General features: G+C 58.1%; 11 protein-coding genes. 2 read left to right on the forward strand and 9 right to left on the reverse strand.

Annotated elements, in window-relative coordinates:
- Window positions 1-784: 784 nt before the first annotated feature.
- Window positions 785-2,722, forward strand: coding sequence for a M23 family metallopeptidase (locus JZX87_RS22050; RefSeq protein WP_206828041.1), 1,938 nt, complete (start codon window positions 785-787; stop codon window positions 2,720-2,722).
- A 74-nt stretch (window positions 2,723-2,796) separates the two neighbouring features.
- On the opposite strand, the gene clpB is transcribed toward JZX87_RS22050, so the two are convergent.
- On the reverse strand, window positions 2,797-5,397 hold the full coding sequence (clpB, locus tag JZX87_RS22055; protein ID WP_206828042.1) for an ATP-dependent chaperone ClpB: 2,601 nt from the start codon (window positions 5,395-5,397) through the stop codon (window positions 2,797-2,799).
- Window positions 5,398-5,740: 343 nt separating this feature from the next.
- Between clpB and JZX87_RS22060 the strand changes: the two genes are divergently transcribed.
- Complete coding sequence (locus JZX87_RS22060; RefSeq protein WP_148148270.1) at window positions 5,741-5,920, forward strand: hypothetical protein; 180 nt, start codon at window positions 5,741-5,743, stop codon at window positions 5,918-5,920.
- A 118-nt stretch (window positions 5,921-6,038) separates the two neighbouring features.
- Here JZX87_RS22060 and JZX87_RS22065 read toward each other — a convergent pair whose 3' ends face one another.
- The 8 genes from JZX87_RS22065 to JZX87_RS22100 all read right to left on the reverse strand — a co-directional run bounded on the left by JZX87_RS22065 (window position 6,039) and on the right by JZX87_RS22100 (window position 15,213).
- On the reverse strand, window positions 6,039-6,254 hold the full coding sequence (locus JZX87_RS22065) for a hypothetical protein (RefSeq protein ID WP_206828044.1): 216 nt from the start codon (window positions 6,252-6,254) through the stop codon (window positions 6,039-6,041).
- A gap of 318 nt (window positions 6,255-6,572) precedes the next feature.
- Window positions 6,573-6,902, reverse strand: coding sequence for a hypothetical protein (locus tag JZX87_RS22070; RefSeq protein WP_206828046.1), 330 nt, complete (start codon window positions 6,900-6,902; stop codon window positions 6,573-6,575).
- 150 nt (window positions 6,903-7,052) lie between these two features.
- Window positions 7,053-8,018: a class 1 fructose-bisphosphatase gene (locus JZX87_RS22075; protein ID WP_206828048.1), complete on the reverse strand. Its 966-nt coding sequence runs from the start codon at window positions 8,016-8,018 to the stop codon at window positions 7,053-7,055.
- 294 nt (window positions 8,019-8,312) lie between these two features.
- Window positions 8,313-9,170, reverse strand: coding sequence for a DUF4167 domain-containing protein (locus JZX87_RS22080; RefSeq protein WP_183828158.1), 858 nt, complete (start codon window positions 9,168-9,170; stop codon window positions 8,313-8,315).
- 251 nt (window positions 9,171-9,421) lie between these two features.
- A complete protein-coding gene (prmC, locus tag JZX87_RS22085; RefSeq protein WP_206828050.1) occupies window positions 9,422-10,330 on the reverse strand; it encodes a peptide chain release factor N(5)-glutamine methyltransferase in 909 nt (302 codons plus the stop codon).
- A gap of 19 nt (window positions 10,331-10,349) precedes the next feature.
- Entirely contained in the window at window positions 10,350-11,432 is a 1,083-nt protein-coding gene (gene prfA, locus JZX87_RS22090) for a peptide chain release factor 1 (RefSeq protein WP_148148265.1), read from the reverse strand.
- Between the two features lie 157 nt (window positions 11,433-11,589).
- Window positions 11,590-13,854 (reverse strand): phosphoenolpyruvate--protein phosphotransferase, encoded by a 2,265-nt coding sequence (gene ptsP / locus JZX87_RS22095; RefSeq protein ID WP_206828171.1) that lies wholly within the window; start codon window positions 13,852-13,854, stop codon window positions 11,590-11,592.
- An 81-nt stretch (window positions 13,855-13,935) separates the two neighbouring features.
- Window positions 13,936-15,213, reverse strand: coding sequence for an aspartate kinase (locus JZX87_RS22100; protein ID WP_148148264.1), 1,278 nt, complete (start codon window positions 15,211-15,213; stop codon window positions 13,936-13,938).
- Window positions 15,214-15,453: the final 240 nt, after the last annotated feature.

The following is a 15,453-nucleotide window of genomic DNA, read 5'->3' on the forward strand; positions in this document are numbered from 1 at the left end:
AACTCTCAAGTTGAGAATTCAATCATGACTAATCACTTTGTTCTGAATCGACGAGAACATTTTTATATGTACACCAATCGCATCACTGCGATCATTTCCATCGTTCTCATTTCAAAACGTGACCGTCATTTTGTCTTCTAAACAGACCGTTCTCAAACCCTAAAGCTCAAGAACCGTCCGCGAAAACCCGCCGACCACGTTTCTCTTTCTTCTCATATTCAATTGTCAAATAACCGACGATCCATAACCCGAAAGCCTAAACCGTCACTAAAAAACACCAAAACACATCAGTTCTTCGAGACCTAACCGGAGCCCGGTCCCAATCAGCAAATGCCAATCTTTAGTGGTTTTCTTTAGAACGAGAAGCTTCGTCGCTAGCAGCGCCGCCGCCCTCGTCAGTGAGCGGGTTATAGTCCCACACCCAGGAAAACGTCAACTGGCTCAATTCGAAATTTTACAGAAAAATGACAAACAAATGAATTCATTACGAAATTTCGATTTCTCTGAATTCGGCTGATTTTCACCAACCAGTCCTCTTATATAGGCCGCCAAATTAGCGGGATGGTGACGCCCCGCCTCAAAACCGCCCCGACAAATTCACAATCCCATGGAAAGAGGGTTACAGGGCATTCGCAATCGTCCTGGGACTTCTCGCCATATGACAGCAGTTCGCGGCGGATTTGACTCATTTCGAGGAAAAGGGCACATGTTTGGCCCAAGGTCCTGCAGGCAGCATCAAGCTGCCTATGGCAATAACGCGTATATAGGGACTGGCTAAGTCGGCATGAACACGGCCCGCAACACGATCCGATCGCTTGGCAACGAACCGCCCATCCTTGCTGATGGTCGCCGCGCGCCGGACAAGCGGGAGATTTCGCTCCGCTGGCTCTCCGGCACGTTCCTGACAGGCATAACCTCTTCTGTATTGATGGGTGTCGCACTTTTTGCAGCACTTGATGGACGCCAGCAGCTGGCCATCCCGGCAGAAGCATCTGCCTCGGTTCCCAGCGACCACGACAACGATTCAGTCCAGCGCGGCAAACGCCTGCTCGGCGGCAAGATCGTCGCGATGCCGACGGATCGCAAGATCATGGAAGTGTCGACGGTGGTCCACGAGGGCAATCGCGAGCTCGTGCGCCGCCGCCCCTTCGCCCATGTGAAGATGAATCTTGCCGCAGACCATGTCGCTCCGGAAGCATATCCGAAATTCGATCCTCTTGCGATCTTCGCCTCGAGCGAAGCACCGCCTCAGCCGGGCAATAGAACCGGCCTGATCTACGGGTCAAACGTCGAATCCGAAGTCAGTCTTCAGACGCTGGCTTTCCCGACATCGGGCAGCACCTACGCTTACGCCGCGCCGATGACGCTTGAGGAAGTAGAGGAAAACGTGCGCTCGAACGGCTCGGTTCTGACCGCCGGCGACGCACAGCTTTCCGCACTCTATTATGTCGATCCGCAACGCTTCTCCACATCCGAAGATGTCGATCTGACATCAGGCCTCAGCGCCCGTGTTGTTGAAGAAAATATGTCGGTGACCGCGCCCGAGCCGATAACACCGCATACGCGAGAATATGCAGACGATATCATTCCCGTGCGCCGGCCCATGTCGATCGCAGAAGCGATGACCCAGGTCGGCTATCCGGAAGGCAAGGCGAAGGAACTCTCCGGATATCTTCAGGCGCGCTTGGGCAGTGACAAGGTTTCCCCTGGCGATGTGATCCGCATTGGCGTGATCCAGGAAGGCCAGATGGTCATGGTGGTCAGGGCCAGCCTCTATCAGCGCGGCCAGCACCGCGTCACCATCGGCCTCGATGACCATAGCCGCTTTGTCGATGCCGAAGAGCCGGCAATGCTTGATGCGGTTGCATCCGCCTTCAGTGACCAGCCGCCCCAGATCATGGCGGGCCGCGATCTGCCAAGCGTCTATGACGGCATTTATCGCGCGGCTCTTTCCTATGGCATGAGCACCGACATGACTGCTCTGCTTGTCAAATTGCTTGCCAGCAATATCGACCTTCAAGCGCAGCTGCGCTCAACCGACAAGATCGAGGCGTTTTTCTCGGTTGCAGACAAAAAGGGACAGGCCTCCAAGGACTCCGAGCTCCTCTATGTCAACGCCCATTTCGGCGATACCGACACGCGCTTCTACCGGTTCCAGAATGCGGACGACGACAATTCGGTCGACTATTTCGACCAGGACGGTCGCAGCATCCGGCAGTTCCTGTTGCGCAGCCCCGTTCCGAACGCTCGCATGACATCCGGTTTCGGCATGCGCAGCCACCCGATCCTCGGTCGCGCGCTCATGCATACCGGCACTGACTGGGCAGCCCCCCGCGGAACCCCGATCATCGCCACCGGCAACGGTGTCGTCGAAAAGGCAGGCTGGGATAGTGGCGGTTACGGCAACCAGACGCTGATCCGCCACGCAAACGGTTATGTCTCCTCCTATAACCACCAGAGCGCGATTGCCCGCGGTGTGCGCGAAGGCGCCAAGGTCACCCAGGGCCAGGTCATCGGTTATGTCGGCTCCACCGGTCAGTCCACCGGCGCCCATCTCCATTACGAGCTGATCGTCAACGGTACCAAGGTGGATGCGATGAAAGTACGCCTTCCCGGCGGTAAATCGCTGGAAGGCAAGGCGCTGGCCCGTTTCGAGGATGAGCGCAAACGCATCGATACCCTGCTGAATACGCAGACACCGAGCGAAGTCGCGAGCAAATAGATCGCTTGGAGTTGATAGCTCTGACGAAAAATGGCGGCCGAGGCCGCCATTTTCATGTCCATGAGCGAAGCGCCTTACGCCGCTTCGCTCATGCTGCCCTTGATGCGGAACAGCAGCCGGTCGGAACCGGAGGTTACCTTGACGGTTGAGCCGTCCGGGATATGACCGCCGAGGATCTGTTCGGCGAGCGGATCCTGCACGAATTTCTGGATCACCCGCTTCAACGGACGCGCGCCATAGACCGGATCGTAGCCCTTGTCAGCCAGCCATTCGCGGGCGTCGCCATCGAGTTCCAGCTCGATCTTGCGATCGGCCAGAAGCTTTAGGAGGCGCTGCAACTGGATATCGACGATCGCACCCATCTCGTTCCGCTTCAGGCGGTGGAAGAGAATGATCTCGTCGACGCGGTTCAGGAATTCCGGCCGGAACGACGCACGCACGACGCTCATCACCTGCTCGCGCACGCTTTCCGAATCCTCGTCTTCACGAAGAGCGGTCAGATATTCGGCCCCGAGGTTCGAGGTCATGATGATCATCGTGTTCTTGAAGTCGACCGTACGTCCCTGCCCGTCCGTCAGACGCCCGTCATCAAGCACCTGCAGAAGAACGTTAAACACATCCGGATGCGCCTTCTCGATCTCGTCGAACAGCACGATCTGGTAAGGTTTGCGCCGCACCGCTTCGGTCAGTGCACCACCCTCTTCGTAACCGACATAACCCGGAGGCGCACCGATCAGCCGCGCGACCGAATGCTTCTCCATGTATTCCGACATGTCGAGGCGCACCATCGCGGTCTCGTCGTCGAACATGAAGCGTGCGAGCGACTTGGTCAGTTCCGTCTTGCCGACACCGGTCGGGCCTAAGAAGATGAACGAGCCGATCGGTCGGTTCGGATCCTGCAGACCTGCCCGCGAACGGCGAACGGCACGCGATACGGCCTGAACCGCATCGCCCTGACCGACAACCGATTTCGCCAGCTCGTCTTCCATCCGCAAAAGCTTGTCACGCTCGCCTTCCAGCATCTTGTCGACCGGGATGCCGGTCCAGCGGGAAACCACATGCGCAATCGCATCCGGATTGACGACTTCCTGCACCATTGCATTGGTGGTCGTATCCTGTGCTTCAGCCTCGACCAGCCGCTTTTCGAGATCCGGAATGACGCCATAGGTCAGCTCGCCGGCGCGCTGGAACTCGCCCTTTCGCTGGGCGGTCGCCAATTCGTTGCGGGCCTCGTCAAGCTGCCGCTTCAGATCGGCGGCAAGGCCGAGCTTCTGCTTTTCAGCCTGCCAGCGAGCCGTCAGCGCATCCGCCTCTTCTTCCAGAGACGTGACTTCGGTTTCCAGACGCTGCAACCGGTCGGCCGATGCCGTATCGGTTTCCTTCTTCAAGGCTTCGCGCTCGATCTTCAGCTGCATGATGCGGCGGTCGAGTTCGTCCAGCTCCTCGGGCTTCGAATCCACCTGCATGCGAAGGCGCGAAGCGGCCTCGTCCATCAGGTCGATCGCCTTGTCCGGCAGGAACCGATCGGTAATGTAGCGGTTGGAGAGCGTAGCGGCGGCGACAAGCGCCGAATCCGAGATCCGCACTTTGTGGTGCTGCTCGTATTTTTCCTTCAGACCGCGCAGGATCGAGATCGTGTCCTCGACCGTCGGCTCTTCCACCATGACGGGCTGGAAACGACGGGCAAGTGCGGGATCCTTTTCCACATGCTTGCGATATTCGTCGAGCGTCGTCGCGCCGACGCAGTGAAGCTCGCCGCGCGCAAGCGCCGGCTTCAACAGGTTCGACGCATCCATGGCGCCATCCGACTTGCCCGCGCCGACCAGCGTATGCATCTCGTCGATGAACAGGATGATATTGCCGTTTTCGGCCTGCACTTCGTTGAGCACGCTCTTCAGCCGCTCTTCGAACTCGCCGCGATATTTCGCACCGGCAATCAGCGCGCCCATGTCGAGCGCCATCAACTGCTTGTCCTTCAGGCTTTCCGGCACGTCGCCATTGACGATACGAAGCGCCAGACCTTCCGCGATCGCCGTCTTGCCGACGCCCGGTTCACCGATCAGCACGGGGTTGTTCTTGGTGCGGCGTGATAGAACCTGGATCGTGCGACGGATTTCATCGTCGCGACCGATCACCGGGTCGAGCTTGCCGTCACGCGCATCGGCCGTCAGGTCGCGGGCATATTTCTTCAGCGCGTCAAAACCCTGTTCGGCATTGGCGCTGTCGGCGGTGCGGCCCTTGCGCAGATCATTGATCACCTGGTTCAGCCCCTGCGCCGTCAGCCCCGCCTTCTTCAGGCTGGCCGAGGTCGAAGCAGAGCTTTCGATCAGAAGCGCAAGCAACAGCCGTTCGACGGTGACAAAACTGTCACCCGCCTTCTTGGCGGCGTCTTCGGCGGTGGAAAATACGCGGGCCAGCGGCTGCGAAAGATAGATTTCGCCATTGCCGCCGGAAACCTTCGGCAGCTTGGCAAGCGCTGCATCATTGGCTATCCGCGCTTCCTTGGCGTTGCCGCCGGCGCGTTCGATCAGCGACGAAGCCATGCCCTGGTCGTCGTCGAGCAGCACTTTCAAGACATGTTCGGGCGCGAACTGCTGGTGCCCGTCGGACAGCGCCTGCGTCTGGGCAGACTGCAGAAAACCGCGCACCCGTTCGGAATATTTCTCGATATTCATTTCATACCTCCAGAAATCGCCCTGCCCTTCATAAAGGCACAGGCCGATGATTGAGATTGAGCTCCCTCCATGAGGCAAGCCCTGCCGCAGGATGCGCTCTCGCAGCCGTTGGCTTCTGCCAAGATATGGGAGCCTTTTTTCCGGTTTTAAAGGAGCATGTTGAAGCTTTTAGCGCTTGTCTAAACAGACGGGATCGCCGCTTGCCCTGCCCGTCTCGGATCACCCCGCCGTGATGCAACGATCAGAAACTCGTGATTGGCCATTTTGTCGCAGGAGGCGCACACCCACATCGTTGTCGAGGCTTTCGGGGGCAGGCTTCGTTGTATCACTAAAGGTAGATCTAATGTCGGAAGACAAAAGCACCCAGCTTATCGGAATATTCAAGACCCTGATCATGGACCACGGCATGCCGCAGGCAATCACGGAGATCACGGACCCAGATTTTCAGGCACTCGCCGCCGCTCATGTCGATGAATTCGATGAGGCACGCGACGAATGCGAAAGCATCCGCACTCTGTTTTGACTTTCACCCGGGCCGGCAGCCAAGTCGGCCTGGGCTTAGGCTCCGAGGCAGAAGCATCGCGATTTTCCATCGCAATCATCTCATCATCGCCTGCAGAACTCGATCATGAGACCGGAGTTCAGATGGATGTCTCTTCTCTGAAGTCCTGCTCTTCTTCTGCAGTCATTGCACGATAGATAGGCTTGCCGCCGACAAAGCGCATCATCAGGCACCCGGCGGCATATTCACCGCTGATCAGGCGCCTTCTGCGCAAGAATACAGCCGGCGCCCAATCTGTTGTTTTGTTGGTTATCGATATTGGCCAAACGATGAGATACTTGATCGCGCAAAACATTTATTCGATCTCGAAGATGATCTTGAGACAATAATCATCAAAGTATCGATTCGTGTAGACGCAATCGAAGAAAAACTGTCGAACAGTCTCTAAAGCATCTCTCCCGAAAGCTGTCGGCGGCTTCTCGATAGAGGTATGTGCACAAACAAAAATCTACGGCACGGCAAGCGAACTTGGAGGATTGCTCCAGAAGAGGCGGATTTTTCTCCGCCACCCCGCATACCGAAAGTCGCAGAGATCTCGTCGACCTCGAAATTCAACAAAATCTGATTGTGCAACGAGGTCGGCTTGATCCTGCAGTACAAAAGCAATCAGATCTCAGACGTAGAGAACGCGCTCTCCGAACTCTGTTGTCTCGTCGAAATTTCCGGTCCCGATCCTGTTGCTCTCGCCCGAAAACTTTTCAGCCGGGCGGCTACTTTCGACAGAAGGCTTTTCTGATGAACTGCTCGATTGCTGCGCGGCCTGCAGTTGCTGTTCAAGCGCATCGATCTCCGCCTGAATGTCAGCCTTCTCCTCCGCGTCCTTCGCTTCTTCGAGTTCAGCTTCCTTGGCGGTTATCTGTTTTTCGATTGCGGCAGTACTGCTGCTCGTCGATGATGAAGACAGGAGCGTAGAGGTCGTCGAACTTGTTACGGAACTGATCATGATGAATCCCCGAGTTGAACCGGGGCAACTATCGCAGCCATCCGTTAATTTTGAGTACTAATAAGTACCAATAATTCGCAGCCTGCAAATCAAAGGCCGGGATATCAACGGATATCCCAGCCTTCCAAAGGTCAAGCGCTCAAGGCACGGTCATTCTGCCGCAGCGGCGTCCAGAACACGTTCCCTGTAGGCGGCGCTGATTTTGTCGACTTCGTTCTTTGATCCGAAAATCACCGGCACACGCTGATGCAGCGAGGTGGGTTCGATATCGAGGATCGTGCTTGTTCCGATGATTGCGGCACCGCCGGCAGCTTCGACCAGAAGACCGATCGGGTTGGCTTCATAAAGCAGCCGCAGACGACCGCCGGAGGCCGGCTTGTTACGATCGGCCGGATAGAGAAATACGCCGCCGCGATTGAAGATGCGGTGCGTGTCGGCAACCATGGAACCTACCCAGCGCATGTTGTGGCCTGTGTCGATTGCATCTTCGATATAGGATGCGACAGCGTCATCCCAGGATGACCGGCGTGCCGCATTGATTGCAAACTCCTTGGCCTCCGGCACGATTTTCGCATCGGCGCTGGTCATCAGATAAATGCCGTCAGCACTCAGTGTAAAGATCTGCACGCCTTTACCAATGGTCAATACGAGAGTCGTCTGCGGTCCGTAGGCGGCGTAACCGGCGATCAGCTGGCCACGGCCGTTTTTCAGAATCTCGCCGGAAGTGGAAGCTCTGATCACTGAAAAGATCGTGCCGACGGTGACGTTCACGTCGAGATTGGAGGAACCGTCAAGCGGATCGAAGATCACCGCATATTTGCCGTCGCCATGAATGGCGACTTCGCTGTCCAGTTCTTCCGATACCGCGAAGGAAACCGAAGGCGACTTGCGGCAGGCCTCTAGCATGATTTCGTTGGACAGGATGTCGAGCGGCTTTTGCGCCTCACCCTGCACATTGGTGATTTCCGTGGCACCCGTGAGGCCGTCTAGGGACGATGTTCTGAGCTTGTCCGAAATCTCCCGTGTCGCCTCGGCGATGTTGCGAAGAACAACGACGAGATCGTCGTCCAGCACCGTGCCGTTGCGGGTTTCAAGGTAGGTTTCGAATGTCGTCATGAAATCGCTCCCTGCGGATTTTTTGGAAAAATCGCGGCTCTATGCCGTCGGAAAACCTATCTAGAGCGGAATTTTGCGACAACGCAACGAATTTCCGCAGTGCGGTAAGACATTATAATCGTTTAAAAAATCGGGATATGAAGAAAAACCCGGGAACGGTTGCACGCTATCGGCGCAAAACTTGCCATTCAATCGTTTCGATGCGGGCTTTACCCATCAAAGAGCGGATTTTTACCTAAAACGAAAAAATCCGGCCAAAGGCCGGATTTTTCAACTTGTTTCATGTGACCAGGCTTATTCGCCGGCCACATCCGCCATTTCAGGCGCGGTATCATCGCCCTCTGCAGCTTCAGCACTCTTGCGAGGCTGACGGCGGGGACGCGTGCTTGCGGCACGGCGGCGACGCGGCGCGGCCTCTGCCTGAGCTTCCTCTTCGACGGCGACCTCTGCCGGCGTGCCTTCGATCACCGGCTGCGGGCCCGAACCGTCCTCGACAACCGGTGCCGAAATTTCGGCGGCTTCCGCCACCTGCGATGCAACCGCGGCTTTGGCTTCAACAGCCTTCGGCTCGGCAGAACGTTCGCCGCGCTCTGCGCGCTCGCCACGTTCCTGGCGATCGGGGCGACGCTCACGGCGCTCATTGCGGTCACGACGGTTTTCGCGCGGCTGCTGGTCCTGGCCACCACTGCCCTGCTGGACATTCTGCTCACGACGTTGCTGCGGTTGCTGATCTTCGATCATCGGCTGCGGAGCATAACCCAGATCGTCGCCGTCACCGCCGTCGAGATCGTCCTGGTCGACAGCATTGCCGTCGCGATCCTGGAATTCGCCGCGATCCTGATGCTGGAAGCGATCCTGCATCTGGGCCTGCGCAGCTGCGATTATGCGATTGTAATGCTCTGCGTGCTGCAAATAGTTTTCTGCAATAACACGGTCGCCGGAGCTTTGCGCGTCACGGGCAAGAGTCGCATATTTTTCTGCGATATGCTGGGCAGTACCGCGGATTTTTACATCCGGCCCGGAACTGTCATAAGTCCGGCTGAGCGGGTTTCCGCCCTTGCGCTGGAAGTTGTTGTTACCACCTCCGCCACCGCCGCCGTTATTGTTGCTACCACGCCCTCGACCACGCTTGTTCTGCTGTCCTGGCCTCATTTATCGTTCACCAACTCTCTGTCTTCGCTGATAAGGGGCCACGCGGCTCGCCGGTCAAAGCCGGTACAAGACTTCGCGTGTTACGTACAGGTCGACCAACGCGGCCTGCCGCTTTCAAAGTCAAATTACCTGATTCACGCATCGAGAGTGCTCAACCTCGTCGGCTCTTCGAAAAGAGCGCAATTAAGGATTGACCCGTAACCCGAACGAATCGCTGTTCATTCCCAGCTGCCCCGATGCGTAGCCGCAAACTATCCCGCTTCCTTTGGAATTCCAAGCTTTTTCTTTTGCTTCGCAGCATCAACCACAGACTTGGCAAATATCAATACGCGATCATTCTCGCCGTAGTCTTTACGTGCCAGCAACAGATTGAAACCCTCTGCTTCGAATAGCTCGATCACCGCATGTTTCTGATCAAAACCGATCTCTAGAGCGACGCAACCATCAGCCGCGAGAAACTCCCCGGCCCGGTCTGCAATCTCGCGATAGGCGGTTAATCCGTCAGCCCCGCCGTCCAATGCTGCCATTGGATCGAAGTCGCGGACTTCAGGATCCAGGTCGGGAATGACATCACTACATATATAGGGCGGATTTGACACGATTATGTCGAAACACCCGTCAATCTTGTCAAACCAGTGGCTTTCCACCGCCTGGAACCGACGATCCAGACCAAGACGTCGCGCATTCTCCGCCGCCGTCTTCAAAGCATCGACGGAAATATCGCTACCGATCCCGGTGGCTGATGGTAGACCATCCAGCAATGCCAGAATGATAGCGCCCGTGCCTGTTCCTACATCGAGAATGCGGATGTCTCTGTCGCCCGCAAACTGCCGGGCCTCATCGAGAACACTATCCACCAGAACTTCCGTATCCGGTCTTGGTTCCAGGGTTTCCTTCGAAATAAGGAAATCCAGCCCGTGAAATTCTCGTTTACCTAATATGCGATGCACCGGCTCCCGTTTCAAGCGGCGGGCGACGGCATCTTCTATTTTCGCAACCGAAGCGGCATCGATCTCGCGATCGCCACCAACGAAGACCTCAGTCGAGGAAAGCTCCAGGAGGCCGCCGATCAGGATCCGCGCCTCGATCGCTGCATCGGCAAAACCGGCTGCCGAAAACCGGGCTCTCGCATCGGCGACGGCTTCGCCCAGTGTGGTCATCGGCCCGACATCCCCTTGGTCATCCCTGCTGCTCGCCAAGCGACGCCAGCTGCCCCGCCTGATAATCGGCGATCAGTGCATCAACCACTTCGTCGATTTCACCCATCATCATCCGGTCGAGCTTGTAGAGCGTCAGGTTGATGCGGTGGTCAGTGACACGGCCCTGCGGGAAATTATAGGTGCGGATACGCTCCGAACGGTCGCCGGAGCCGACCTGGCTCTTGCGGTCTGCAGAGCGTTCGCTGTCCACTCTCTGCCGTTCCATGTCATAGAGACGCGAGCGCAGGACCTGCATCGCCTTGGCGCGGTTCTGATGCTGCGATTTTTCCGCGCTCACAACGATGATCCCGGTCGGCAGGTGGGTGATACGCACAGCACTATCCGTCGTGTTGACGTGCTGCCCGCCGGCGCCCGATGCACGCATCGTATCGATGCGGATGTCCTCCGGACGGATTTCCACGTCGACCTCTTCTGCCTCGGGAAGGACCGCAACTGTTGCCGCAGACGTGTGAATGCGCCCCTGCGTTTCGGTATCCGGCACACGCTGCACCCGATGCACGCCGCTTTCGAATTTCAACTTGGAAAACACACCGCGTCCGGTCACGGTCGCGATGATTTCGCGATAACCGCCCGCCTCGCCTTCGCTGGCCGATAGCACTTCCACCTTCCAGCCATGCGCACTGGCATAACGCTCGTACATGCGAAACAGGTCGCCGGCAAAAAGTGCCGCCTCGTTGCCCCCGGTACCGGCACGAATTTCAAGAATAGCGCTCTTCTCGTCGGCCGCGTCCTTCGGCAGGAGCAGGATCTGCATATCCTTTTCCAGCGCCTCGATCCGCTCCTCCGCGTCCGGAAGCTCCATCTCGGCCAGTTCCCGCATCTCGCGGTCCGTGCCCTTGTCGTAAAGCATCGCCCTCAGATCGGCAATCTCAGCGATGGTCTTCTCATATTCACGGATCTTGGCGACGACGGGCTGCAGTTCGGAATATTCCGAAGCCAGCTTTACATAGACATCGGCGGCTGGGCCTTCCGACATACGCGCCTCGATCTCGCCAAAACGGCGTTCCAGCTCGCGCATCTTTTCGACAGGAAGCTTAGCCAATTAAAGAACTCCAGATATGCCGCTCGTTATCTTCGCCCTCGGGTCTAACCCGAGGGTGTCCCGAGAATCTATCCACGTCGAGAGGTCAGCAGATCCTCGGGACAAGCCCGAGGATGACGGTGAGCACATAGCTCGACCAATAGGCCCCATTCAAGGCCTACAGTGGAATGTTATTCGCTTCCGCGAACTTCAACAGCAGCTCCCGGATTGATTCGTGAGAGCGAATGTCGTCCAGCGCCGCATTCATTTCCGCTTCGAGCTGGCCCGCATCGAGACCAAGCAGCATCGCCTTGACCGGACCGATCGAGGTCGCCGCCATCGAGACCGAGCGGAAACCGACGCCGATCAGCGCCATGGCGGAAAGCGGCTTGCCGGCCATTTCGCCGCAAAGCGTCACCAGCGTCCGGTTACGCTCGCCGGCCCGCGCAATATCGCGCAGCATCCTGAGAAACGGTTTGCCGAGAATGTCGAAGCGTTCAGAAACTCGCGCATTGCCGCGGTCGGCCGCCATCGAGAACTGGAAGAGATCGTTCGACCCGACGGAAACGAAATCAACCTCCGCCATAAGCTCGTCGAGCTGCCACATCAGCGCCGGCACTTCCAGCATCGCACCGAACTGCAGCTTGCGCGGCAGCGTGTGGCCAAATTTGGAGAGATACTGCACTTCCTTTTGCAACAGGTCGCGCACCGCACGGATTTCCGAAACCTCGGTCACCATCGGGATCATCATCCGCAGTTCGGCACCGGCAGAAGCCTTCAGAAGCGCGCGGAGTTGGGTGCGCAATAGACCGGGCCGGTCGAGCGCAAGCCGGATCGCCCGCCATCCCAGCGCCGGGTTTTCCTCTTCCTGGGCGCGGAAATAGGAAACGACCTTGTCGCCGCCGATATCAAGCGTTCGGAAAGTCACCGGACGCCCCGCCGCCTGCTTGATCACACTGCGATAAAAGGCTTCCTGCTCTTCCAGCTTGGGCATGGTCGAGGCGATCATGAACTGGAGCTCGGTGCGGAAAAGCCCGATACCCTGCGCGCCGGATTCGGCCAGCTGCGGCAGATCCACCAGCAGCCCGGCATTCATGTTGAGGCTGATGTGCCGCCCGTCCCGGGTCAGCGACTCGACGGACCTGAGCGCCCGGAACTGCTCCTGCCGCTTGGCGCGCAGGCGAACCTTTTCCTCATAAGCGTTCTGCAGGTCCGGCATCGGCCGCACATGCACCTGCCCGTCGTCTCCATCGATGATGATCGCGTCGCCGTTTTCGGCAAGCGCCACCAGACCCACAGCCTGTCCGACGACAGGAATGCCCATGGCACGCGCGACGATCACCACATGGCTGGTGACCGCACCGTCTTCCAGCACCAGACCGCGAAGATTGGCGCGCGGATAATCCAGTAGCTCAGCCGCACCCATGGCGCGCGCAAGCACGATGGAATCGGACGGCAGCTCGTCCATGCTGCGCCCGGAATAGCCGGTGAGCTGGCGCAGCAGCCGGTTGGCCAGATCGTCAAAATCATGCATCCGCTCGCGCAGATACGAATCCGTCATGCGCATCATCCGCGCCTTGGTGTCGCTCTGCACCTTCTCGACGGCGGCTTCGGCCGTCAGACCGTTATGGATCGCCTCTTCCATGCGGCGAACCCAGCCCTGGTCATGGGCAAACATCCGGTAGGTTTCCAGCACCTCGCGATGCTCGCCTTCCTGCGCCACGTCACGCCGCGACAGCATGTCGTCGATCGAGATCCTGAGCGAACCGAGCGCTTCCGCAAGCCGGATGATTTCCTTCTCCGAATCTTCGTTCAGAAGATTGGTCACGACGATGCGGTGCTCGTGCAGCACCACATGTCCGAGCCCGATACCTTCGTTGTAACCATTGCCCTGGATCGTCACCGCGCGGGTAAGATCGAGCTCCAGCCCCGGCGCGGTGATCTTCTTGAGGTCGCCAGTGGCGATCATTTCGGCGATCACCATCGCGGTGGTCTCGAGCGCCTCGACCTCGTCCTCGCGGTAGTTGCGACTCGCCTTGTTCTGCACGACCAGAACCCCGAGCGTGCGCCCGGCCCTCAGGATCGGCACGCCGAGGAAGGAATGGTAGATCTCTTCGCCGGTTTCCGGCAGGTAGCGGAAGGCCGGATGCGCCTGGGCATCGGAAAGGTTTAACGGCTGGGCGGATGCGGCAATCGTACCGACGAGACCCTGTCCCATCTGCAGCTGCGAAAGGTGGACAGCCTCTTTGTTCAGGCCTTCGGTCGCGTAAAGCTCCAGAACGCCATCGGAGCGCAGGACATAGGCCGAGCAGACTTCGGCCACCATGTTGCTGGCAATCTGGCTGACGATCCGATCAAGGCGTTCCTGCGGATCCAGCGGTTCGGCCATCAGTTCGCGCAGGCGCTTCAACAAAACGCGCGGACCGGCCGACAGGTCTCTAATCGGCATAATGCTCCCCTTGCAGCCCAACCATCGCCGACCCGGCGACGACGCACCGAAAGGAGCATCATGCCGGATTAGACATCATTCGCTTTTATCGAGACCGTAGGAGGAATGCAAAGTCCGAACCGCAAGTTCCGAATATGCACCGTCGATAAGAATGGAAATCTTGATTTCCGAGGTCGTGATCGCCTTGATGTTGATCGATTTTTCGGCAAGTGCCCGGAAAGCCTGCGCCGCGACGCCGGCGTGGCTGCGCATGCCGATACCGATGACCGATACCTTTGCGAGACCTGATTCGGTCTGCACGACATCGAAGCCGATCTTTTCCTTGTTGGCTTCCAGAACGCTCATCGCCTTCTGCACGTCGCCCGAAGGCACGGTGAAGGTCATGTCGGTCTTGGAACCGTCCTCGGAAATGTTCTGGACGATCATGTCGACATTGATATGAGCTTCGGCGAGCGGCCCGAAGATCGCAGCCGATACGCCCGGACGATCGGAGAGACGGCGCAACGAAATCTGCGCTTCATCCTTGGCATAAGCGATGCCGGTGACGACTTCCTGTTCCACGATTTCTTCCTCGTCGCAAATCAAAGTACCGGGCGGGTTCAAGAAGTCTCCCATGCCCGGCGCATCGGGATCTTCGAAACTGGAGCGCACGAAGGTGCGGACCTTGTGGACCATGGCAAGCTCGACCGAACGCACCTGCAGCACCTTGGAGCCGAGAGACGCCATTTCGAGCATTTCCTCGAACGACACCTTCTTCATCCGGCGTGCCTTTGGCACGATGCGCGGGTCGGTCGTGTAGACGCCATCGACGTCGGTATAGATGTCGCAGCGATCAGCCTTGACGGCAGCGGCAATCGCAACGGCAGACGTATCGGAACCGCCACGGCCGAGAGTCGCGATCCGGTTGTCCGGTCCGATGCCCTGGAAGCCGGCGACCACGGCCACCTGGCCCTCGCCCATCCGCTTGATGATGTCGGAACCGTCGATTTCCATGATGCGCGCCGCGCCATGGGCATTGTCGGTGCGGATCGGGATCTGCCAGCCCTGCCACGAACGAGCATTGACGCCCATCGACTGCAGCGCGATCGCCAGGATACCGGATGTCACCTGCTCGCCGGAAGCAACGACCGCATCATATTCGCGCGCGTCGTAGAATGGTGAATTGGCGCCTGCCACTTTCGGCATGTCCTGAACCCAGCCAACCAGTTCGTTGGTCTTGCCGGACATGGCGGAGACGACGACGGCCACTTCGTGCCCTGCATCGACTTCACGTTTCACATGGCGTGCGACATTGTGAATGCGTTCGAGATTGGCGACGGACGTGCCGCCGAACTTCATGACGATGCGAGCCATACGACGAAAACCACCAACTCGCCCTCGGCCAAGCCGGGGCGTCTATTTGCTAACGCTGGATATCCCGGCGGCTGCCTGAATATCGAGTTGGGGTCTCTTAGCGAAAAGGGGGGACGCACGCAATGGCCGGATTATGGGCAAACAGTACGCCTGTCATAAAACTGGAGAAGCGGTCATCATACGCAAATGGCAGTCGATAAGAACAAGGGGCCGCTTGCGCGACCCCCTGCCGATCTGTCG

The sequence above is a fragment of the Agrobacterium sp. Ap1 genome, assembly GCF_017313375.1.
Taxonomy (GTDB): Bacteria; Pseudomonadota; Alphaproteobacteria; order Rhizobiales; family Rhizobiaceae; genus Neorhizobium; species Neorhizobium cellulosilyticum.